The 8,687-nt window shown below is 58.8% G+C and carries 10 protein-coding genes and 1 pseudogene; 1 reads left to right on the top strand and 10 read right to left on the bottom strand.

All coding sequences use genetic code 11. The features are described 5' to 3' along the window. Positions 1-101: 101 nt before the first annotated feature. The 6 genes from Tam1G_RS09640 to Tam1G_RS09615 are packed head-to-tail and all read right to left on the bottom strand — an operon-like array spanning position 102 to position 5,845. On the bottom strand, positions 102-365 hold the full coding sequence (locus tag Tam1G_RS09640) for a hypothetical protein (RefSeq protein WP_133125005.1): 264 nt from the start codon (positions 363-365) through the stop codon (positions 102-104). Continuing rightward, positions 352-1,647 carry a VG15 protein gene (locus tag Tam1G_RS09635; protein ID WP_242689651.1) on the bottom strand — a complete coding sequence of 432 codons (1,296 nt, stop codon included), beginning with the start codon at positions 1,645-1,647 and terminating at the stop codon, positions 352-354. The genes Tam1G_RS09640 and Tam1G_RS09635 overlap by 14 nt, the downstream gene beginning before the upstream one ends. Beyond that, positions 1,628-3,031 (bottom strand): phage portal protein, encoded by a 1,404-nt coding sequence (locus tag Tam1G_RS09630; protein WP_242689657.1) that lies wholly within the window; start codon positions 3,029-3,031, stop codon positions 1,628-1,630. The genes Tam1G_RS09635 and Tam1G_RS09630 overlap by 20 nt, the downstream gene beginning before the upstream one ends. Then, entirely contained in the window at positions 3,025-4,821 is a 1,797-nt protein-coding gene (locus tag Tam1G_RS09625) for a terminase (RefSeq protein ID WP_101626350.1), read from the bottom strand. The genes Tam1G_RS09630 and Tam1G_RS09625 overlap by 7 nt, the downstream gene beginning before the upstream one ends. Next, the gene (locus Tam1G_RS09620; protein WP_101626349.1) at positions 4,821-5,204 is read right to left on the bottom strand and encodes a hypothetical protein; all 384 of its coding nucleotides are present in this window, start codon (positions 5,202-5,204) and stop codon (positions 4,821-4,823) included. Before Tam1G_RS09620 ends, Tam1G_RS09625 begins: the two co-directional genes overlap by 1 nt. A gap of 20 nt (positions 5,205-5,224) precedes the next feature. Further along, positions 5,225-5,845 (bottom strand): bifunctional DNA primase/polymerase, encoded by a 621-nt coding sequence (locus Tam1G_RS09615; protein ID WP_242689643.1) that lies wholly within the window; start codon positions 5,843-5,845, stop codon positions 5,225-5,227. Positions 5,846-6,274: 429 nt separating this feature from the next. Here Tam1G_RS09615 and Tam1G_RS11735 point away from each other — a divergent pair, with 429 nt between their 5' ends. Continuing rightward, positions 6,275-6,472 carry a hypothetical protein gene (locus Tam1G_RS11735; protein ID WP_165781984.1) on the top strand — a complete coding sequence of 66 codons (198 nt, stop codon included), beginning with the start codon at positions 6,275-6,277 and terminating at the stop codon, positions 6,470-6,472. A 125-nt stretch (positions 6,473-6,597) separates the two neighbouring features. On the opposite strand, the gene Tam1G_RS09605 is transcribed toward Tam1G_RS11735, so the two are convergent. The 4 genes and pseudogenes from Tam1G_RS09605 to Tam1G_RS11730 all read right to left on the bottom strand — a co-directional run. Next, on the bottom strand, positions 6,598-7,359 hold the full coding sequence (locus Tam1G_RS09605; RefSeq protein WP_101626354.1) for a hypothetical protein: 762 nt from the start codon (positions 7,357-7,359) through the stop codon (positions 6,598-6,600). A 78-nt stretch (positions 7,360-7,437) separates the two neighbouring features. Beyond that, a complete protein-coding gene (locus Tam1G_RS09600; RefSeq protein WP_243394881.1) occupies positions 7,438-7,833 on the bottom strand; it encodes a hypothetical protein in 396 nt (131 codons plus the stop codon). A 53-nt stretch (positions 7,834-7,886) separates the two neighbouring features. Beyond that, positions 7,887-8,159: a tight junction protein ZO-3 gene (locus tag Tam1G_RS11805; protein ID WP_207553066.1), complete on the bottom strand. Its 273-nt coding sequence runs from the start codon at positions 8,157-8,159 to the stop codon at positions 7,887-7,889. A 57-nt stretch (positions 8,160-8,216) separates the two neighbouring features. Beyond that, a pseudogene (locus tag Tam1G_RS11730) lies at positions 8,217-8,687 on the bottom strand (DNA primase); the annotation flags it as partial.

Raw genomic sequence — 8,687 nt, 5'->3', positions numbered from 1 at the left:
GTTGGCGTCATCGGCCATGATGGTTCCTTTCCGCCCGTCCTGCGGGCATAAGAAAACCCGCCATGAACTTCATGACGGGCTAGATGAATAAAGTTTTTTGCTTACCTCTTCCGGTGGGCTTTCAGAAGATCAAGATACACATGGATTGCCATGTAATCCGGATCTTTCGCAAGCTCATATACTCCGTCCGGGAATTTTGCGTATAGGCCAGGATGGGAATAAGCAATGTCCAGGGCATCAGCGATGGCCAGATCAGGTTCTCCGGAAAGAATCATGTCGCGGGCGTCTTCCTCGGTAATCTCATCGAGGCCTTTAACGATTTCGAGGCATTGTTCGGCGAGAGAAATCAATTCATCCATTGTCATGACGATCGGATTCCCTCCATTGTTTTGCCTTACTCCGTTTGACTGCGATTTTACCCGTTGGAGTATTGCGAGTCACGCCGGCGCCGCCGATTGGCATCGCCCTGTCGATGACGTATTGACCACCCACAAGGTACGCCTTGACTTCAATCTGGACTCCGTCAACGGTTCCGCCGAACCTGTGCAAAGCTCGATCATTGTCGGGGTGAATCTCCCATTGAGGAGATTCCATGACTTGCCGAATCGCATCAAGAATCCTGTTCCTGTCCCATCCTTGCGGAAACTCGGTCTTGCCTAGGATATTCGTACCATACAGATGGCCTCCTCGCTTCCCGTCGCCTTCCCCGTACAGGATGTGACTGATGACCTTTTCGTTTGGCGGCTGAACGTTATTCGCCCACATGCCTGGGCTTTGCACTGCCGGTTTGACTTCGGGGAGCAGCCTTGCAATCCTCTTGTCGAAACCGGCCTGCCGTCGTCGCTTGAGGTATCCCGGAGTGCTTCTGCGCTGTCGTGAGTCTCGGAACGAGCCGTTGCGGCGCATGAGTGGCAACACGGTTTCGGCGGTGCGCGGAGTGCGGTCGGGAAGGCTTTCGGCCGCCCGATAGTATTCGTCGATCCACTGCTGTTCCTGCTCGCTGGGCTTCCAGTCGCCGTAGACGACCTCGACGGTGCAGCCGCAGTGGGGGTGATACTTTTTGCCGGTTTTGGCGCTCAAGCCGGCTTTTTCGGCCGACGTGTACACGGGGCCGCGGGTGACGAGCATCGCGCAGAACGCGCACGGATCGCCGTCGGAGACCCTACGCCAGCCGATGGCGCGCGTATCTTTCTTCGCCCAATGCTCTATCGTGGTGCGGCCGCCGGTGAGCACCGCCTCATGGAACACGCCGAGGAACAGGCTGCGGGCAGTCGCATACGCGGCCTCCTGCGTCTCCCCGCGCGCGATATGCCATAGCACGTTCGTGGCGCCGAGCCAATCGACCTGACCGGCCATCCTCTTGCGGTCGAACCTTGGCACGGCGGTTTCGAACGAGCCGTCACCGGTCTCGGCCTCACGGAACCGTGGCAGGTAATCGGCGGCGGTTTCGGCGCTCACCTGCCACCATGTCTGCAGCAGGTTCAGCATCGCGTTCTTCCATATCGGCTGCGAACCCTTCAGATCATCCAAGTCCAACGTGGAATCCCATAGCCTTCGCGCCTGACTGTCGGCGGTGATCGCCAACCGCACCTGATTCCTGCGATGCCGGTCGGTAAGCGCAGCCCCCTTACTGGTCAGCGCCATCATCAACCCCCACCGGATTCAACTGCGCCTGATACGCCTGCACGGCAAGCGCATCCGCATCGGGGTGCGCGTCGGCATATTCACGCCATGAATCCGCGCGGGACTTGGAAACGCCCGGAATCATATCCCACAATTCCTGCTTCGGCACGCCGAGCATCTGCGCGGCCTTGCCTAACGCGTCCACCGCCTGGTTGATTGTGCGTACGTCCGTATCCTCCCAGATGGGTGTCAGATCGAAGTTGTGCGCGTCATCCATACGCCCTTCGATGCCGGCGCACAGGCGCAGCACGTCCATATGGCTCACGCCGAACGACTTCTGCCGTTCATCGCGCTTCGCGTAGAAGCCCGCACGGCTTTCCGCGATGCCGGCATCGCCCACGTTGACCATCTTGCCGAACGCTGTGGTCGGAGTCTGTGACACAGCCGCCAATTCCTCCACGTCCGCCTGCTTCGCCTCGATGAGACTCGACAATGTGGTCTCAGGCAGTGCACCGAACTGCACACCCTCGCCGCCGGCCAATAGATCGTCCTGCCTCAACTGCAGCTTCTTCTCGCTGCGCTGCTGGTCGTTCAACGCGGTCATATCCAAACCGGTGACGGTGCGCACCTTCCAACTGTTGTAATGCTGGGCGAGCAGACGATCGTAATTATCCTTGTTCAACCTGCCCGCCAACGGGATATACGGCTCCACCTCGCCGGGAGCCCTGCCCTGCAGATCCAGATCGTTCGTATAGCGCACCACCGGGCACACCGGGTTGCCATATGCGTCAACCGCCAGATGCGGAGTGCAGGAGACCAGCGTATAGGCTCCGTTCTCACGCGTCCACTGCCAGATGTTCCACTTATCCCACAGCTCATAGGATTCGACCTGCGGGCTGATGCGCCTGACGCGCATGAACGACTGGGGGAACGTGTCTCGCGCCGCGTCATCGTAGACGGCGATGCTCTCACGCGGCGAATAGCATTCGATGACAGCACGCGTGCCGCCATCCTCGGATGCGTCCGCCCTGACCGCCGCGTAGGCGGTGCCGTAGGCTATCGCGGCCTTGTGCAACGCCACCTGCCTGCGGCCCATACGGTTGGCGACCCACGGATGCCAGAAGATGCGCGCCGACTCCGTATCCGGCTTGCCGGGAATATCCACACCCTCCAGATAGAGGGTCTGGCTGATGGTGGTGACCACCAGCCTCAGCCACGGTGTCACTCCCAGGTCACGCAGCATGTGATGCTCCAACGTGGCCTGCTTCAACCTGACCGGTTTCGGATTCCACCGCCACCAACGGTCGATGCGGTTCAACCGCTCCAACTCCATGCCCCATGCCGGCAGCAGAAGGCCACGCAACGCCTGCTCGGCTTCAGTCTCGCTCGTATATTCGGTGGTCACCATACCTGGCCTCCTCCTCTCTTGCGATTGTTCAGATATTCACGGCGCATGCCGCGCGCGGCTATCGCGCAGAACGCGAGATCGATCTTGCGACGCGATTCGCGCCCCTCCTTGGCGATGCTCATGCCCGCGCGAGTCGGCTGACGTCTCGCGTTCAGCATGTGCGCACGCAGACGGGCATCACCATCGTGAGGAAAATCCCTGTCGCAAATGGCCGTATACGCCTGATCCACGTATTCCACGAACCGTTTCTGCACATCAAGCCGCACCATGTCGAACATGATGGCATGCCGGTCACGCCCCTCGGGACGAGCCCACAGCTTCAGCCGACGACCGTAATCGCGATGCCATGCGTCGAACAGCGGATCCCAGTAATGCAATCCGGTCTCATCATCCAGCACATGGCTGGGGTCGCCCCAGAACGCCTCCACCTGATACCGGCTCATGGCCTCGCGCACCGTATCGTCAACACCTTCACGCGGCACCTTCCAATCCCTGCCGCGAGGACCGGGCGGCTTCTGCCACATGCCCAACGGTTTGACGAAACCATCCGAGATACGACACGCGACCAACGCGGTGGCGTCATCGGTGAGCGAGCAGTCAAGGAACATGACTATCCGCTCGCCCGGCTCCAGCCGAAGTTCGGGATGTTCGTTGGAATCCCATTCCTGACTGGTCACATAAGCATCCTCGGGAGCCTCGCACTGGTTGAACCACTTGCGCCGGGATTCACTGACCGGGTTCTTCGGGTTGATGATCTCCTTGACGATCTTCGCGGTGGACAGCCATGTGGAGTCCCCGCGCACGTCCTCCACGACCTTGGGAATGCTTTCCTCGGTCATCGGGGTATCCGGAGCGGCCTCGATGCTGTCATACAGGAGACCGAAATCCATGTACTTGGGGCGAAGCCCCTTATCCTCGGAATTCGGGTCGCCCTGAGTGCCCTCCCATGCCTCGCGCACGCGCTGCGCCACGGAATCCTCGCCATCACGGTACGCGTTGCAGATGTCAAGCATCTTCACGTTCACGCTGTCCTCGGATTTGGCCGCGTTGCCGGAAAGAACGCCGTCCATGTCATGGCCGCCGTTACTGGAATTCCAGTTCTGCGTCTCGTTACGGATCAGGAACGTGGGACGCCCGCCTTCCAAGGCGAGCGGCGATGATGTGACCGCCTCTATCTGCCGTGAATCACCCAACGCGTACATGTTCAGCTTGCCAAGCTGGATACCGTAATAGCGTCTGGTCTCCGCGGGTATCAAGCCGGGCAGCAGCTTCATCGTGTTCTTCGTCTGCTCCTGCGAGACCGCGCACACCTGCACCCAAGCGTTCGGCTCCTCACGACCCACCGGCTCGCCCGAAGCCGACCAATGGTCGAACGTGAGATCGGCGAAACAGCTCGTGACCGCGCCACCGGCGGCCATCGGATCCTTGCCCCAACCCTTCAGCCGCTGCAGCACCGCATTATCGTGGATCGGCACGCCATGCTCGTCCAACGCGTAGAACCACAGCCAGAAACGAGCCTGCTCAAGCGTCCACTTCCACGGGGTCCGCTGCTTCGCGTTACGCAGCCAATAACCGCTCCACGCGAGGAAATTCCAACCCAACGTATGCTCCGGCAGCAGCCAGCCATGCTCGCCACGCTTCCACGTCGGCCCGATGAGCGTGGGCCGCATATGCCATTCACGCGCCGGCTCGACGGCGAGCGCGTTTCGGTACCAGTCGGTGATTTCCCGGTATTCGGTTTGGCGTGAGGGGATGAGGGCTGCGGTTTGTGGTGTGCGCAGCCGTGCCATCAGCTTCCGTAGGCCTTTCCCCAGCGGCTTTGCACGATGGCTCGCATTTGTGCGGAACGTTCGCCGGAGTCTGTTTTTGTGTTTTGTTCGGGTTCGGGCATGTCGATTCTGGCGAGGAGTTTGGCGAGGTGTTCCTCGTCGGCTCTGAGTTGTGCGAGCAGCGGGTGGGCGACGAGTTGGCCTTGGCTTCCTTTGACGGTGAGTTGGTCGCCTATGGCGCGGCGTTCGCGGGTGATGCGGTCGGCGGTGTAGCAGGCGACTTCGAGCAGCTTGTATTCCGCTTCGGTGAATTCCCATTTGGCGGTGAGCTCCCGCCAGAGTTTCTGGCCTTTGCCGTCTCGTATGAGGCCGTTGGGCATGCGTGGTGTGGAGGTTTTCGCCATATGACGCCTCCTTGTGATGATTATGCGAGTTTGGGTATGACCGCGAGCAGGAATGTGAGATCCGCGAGTTTGGTGGGGGAGTCGCGGAAGGTGCGGCCTGTGTAGGTCATGTATCGGCCTTGCGTGTAGGCCTCGATGTTCATGCCGAGCGTGTTGCGAATTCTGATGCCGGTCTGCTGCGGGGCGGTTCCCCAGATGTGCAGGCCGTCGCCGCTTGGGCTGATTTCGATGTAGGTTCTGCCTGCCACGGGCGCGATGAGCATTTTGGCCCAGTCGGTGAGGTGTCCTCGGTTGTCGTAGCAGTGGTCGAGGTCGATGCAGGCGAATCCGTTCCCGAGTGCGAAGCCGAGGCCGTCTCCTGTGGTGGAGTTTTCGGCCTGTTCGAGTGCGGTCCATGTGCTCGGGTCGGTGCTTGACGCGGGTTTGCCGTCCGTGGTGATCGGTTGTTTGGTGGTGCCGTCGCCTCGTGTGACGCGCTTCCAACGCATCCACCGGTCGGCGAGCGCCATCTCGCATGGCACGGGCATGGGCTTGCCGTGCCGGTGCGCTGCCTGACGGCATGCGTCGCAGCAGTAGCGGCGCTTGCGGCCGCGTCCCGAGGCCTGTTCGATTTCCTTATGGCAGTATTCGCAGCATGTCACGATTTAATTATAACGTAACAGGTGCTAAAAAAACGCTGAAAACCCAATAATTCCAACGGTTTACGCCATTTCGTGACAACGCTTAACGTGTCACGAAATAAAACCGGGCAACCGGCCACACGCCAACCAAAACACGGTACAGGACAGGCAAAAACAGGCCATACAAGCCCGAACGCCACCCAACATGAAAAAACAGCCAAACCAACCAAAACAGGGATTCAGAACGTACGTACAACCGGAAGTGCTATCCGGCGGTTATACCCAAGGAGCGGAGGAGTCCACCCCCACCTGGGTCGTTCGGCTTCCACCGCTTCAGTCAAGCAATCCGGGAAATCTTTCCTTCGGATGCTTTCTCATGCGCGCCCTGCGCGCGTTGCGTTCAGCGTTCTCCTTTTCGGTCTTGGCTTTATGACAAGGATGTGACAGCCATTGCAGATTGTCAAGACCATGATTGTCTCCGGCGATAATGTGGTCGCAGTCGGTTCCGATTCCATCGCATTCGGGAACGTGATGCTTCGCCTGGCACAGACCGTGCGCACGTTCCCTGACCTTGGCTCTGAGCTCTGGCCAGTTCGTTGGAAGTCTGCCGCGTCTGTCGCTGCTGTTCCAGTTGGGGCGCTGCCGTAGGTGGGGCATGGATACCTGCCCTCCGGAAAGGGTGATGTTGCGATTGGAAGGCTGAATATGCAGGAAGCCCAGTCACATTCGACTGGGCTTCCATATACTAATCCACTGCAATTATTGGTGACAGTTCAAATTTTGTCAAGCCCGCCAGCGAGAACACGACGGTACACGCTGCAATAGGTGATGCCCTGCGGCCCGGAATCCACCCTACCGCGCTTCACCCACTGGGTAATAGTGTTCCTGCGCAACGTTATCCCCGCATCCGTGAACGCCCTCGCGATATCCGCGGCACTCCCACGCTTCGAATCATCCCAACATAACGTCTTCAACCTACGCAATTTCACGGTTTGCACACGCTGCTCGCGCTCGCAGACGGGGCATGTCACCCACTGGTCATTGGGGCCGGCCGTAAGCATGCTCCCGCACAGTTCGCAGCCGCCTATCTCACGCCGCTGCTCGGGCGGGTCCAGCAGCATATCCGATTTGCGGGCCAACCCCTTGATGACGTTCATGTAGAAGCCCGCGTCCTCGAATGTGGCGAGCCGTTCATGCGCGGCGCACGCGATAAGCGTGCTCTCCAGATCCTCGGCTTGTGGATCCTTCCGCCAATCCAACGCGTCGATGCCGTCCAATCGCCGTTTGAGCTCATAGGCGGTGGAATCGAGGATATCCAGCAGGTCGAGCACATCCAATCTGATCGGGGTCGGGGGAGTGGCGGTCTGGATGCGTGACGGCGCATGCCCTCCCGGATGCAATGTGGCGTCCAGCGAATCATGCAACGGCGTGACATCGCGAGCCAATTGCAGCAGCATGCCAGCGAATTGGAGCTCGCAATGCGCGCACAATGTGTATCCCTCTTCGATTGTGATGGTGCAGTTCTGGCAAAGCAATGCAGTGGCCCCTTCCGGTTTGGCTGATAGAATGATGTCGCTTATCTCATCGCCCTGATCGGTCAACCCGGTTGGGGTTTATTTCTTTTTGAGTTGGCTGAACGGTGTCGTCCATATCCATTTGAATTCGCTGATCTCCTTTTCGGTTGGCTGCCGGCCTCCCCAAGGTTTGCCCGGCTGGCGTTCCCGTTTCGGAGGTTTCCACGGTTTGAGGCTGATGCGTGCGTGCCCGCATTCATGCATGGCCAGGTATTGGCCGTCCGGCTTGATGCCGGCGTCACGGAACACACTGCGCAGCAATGGGTATCCGACGGAGGGGAGCCATATGATGCGCGTCAATGGGCGTTCCAATATGATGGCGACGGTCAGATCGTCACCTTCGACCAATCCGTAATCCCATGACTCCCACAGGTTTTCGCGGTCTTGGATGATGTATTGGCCGCAGCTGCAGCGGGTGACAATGAGCGGACACATATCGGGTATCGTTTTGCGCAGCCACGCGGGCTTCAACTCGCCGCCACGCCTGCTCATCGCATCACGCCGCCTGTATGAGGGTCGATGAGCTCGCAGCTCATCGCATCGATATGCGAGCCGGTGCGGGCCTCCACGCACAGGTATTTCACGTCACCCTGCATGACGGTCTCCGTCATCATCCGCTGCTCCGATGCCGGATCCGCGAACATACTCCAGATGAGAAGCCCGCAGAGGGCCATGATCAGCAGCACGACGAACGCGTGCGCCGCGAACAGCAGCAATCCCACGAAATTCTCAAGACTCCAATCCTGAAACGGTTTCCTCATGATTTACTCCCTTAAATGTGCTTCTGACCCATTACTCTGCGACAGTTTTTGACGTATCTATGACTGATAGCCAAGCTGTCTGAGAATCGAATTCCAAGAAGAACGAATCTCGGCATCACCCAACCCGCTGATTCTGCCTCTCTCAAAGAAATCACTCTCAATTTGACGTTTATTGTCCGGATGATTAGTCAAGCGTCCAAACCCCCAGGCATGAAGGTTGTTGTTTCGACTACCTTTCGGAATGGGCGACATATCAGGCTTGCCTGAACTCAAAAAACGTTTCGACCCAGAACGAGTAGGCGCTGGGGAGCTTGCTGTTTGGTGTTGCATAGGTTCAACACCTTTGACATACCCATGCTCCTTTAGCCAGAGAATCATCTTGGACGATAGGAAAGGAATATCGCCATTGTCGGGGATATCGCATAGCTGATATGTGCCTTCAAGCACAGAAGAGCCGGCCCCTACTACATATCCCTTTTGCTCCACTCTGGTGTCAACGGGGATTCCATGTGGATGAGCCATGTTTTT

Origin of the sequence: Bifidobacterium imperatoris (genome assembly GCF_002860405.1) — a bacterium.
GTDB classification, from domain to species: domain Bacteria; phylum Actinomycetota; class Actinomycetes; order Actinomycetales; family Bifidobacteriaceae; genus Bifidobacterium; species Bifidobacterium imperatoris.
The sequence above is the reverse complement of the archived record's forward strand: the minus strand, read 5'-3'. Positions and strand labels throughout refer to the sequence as shown.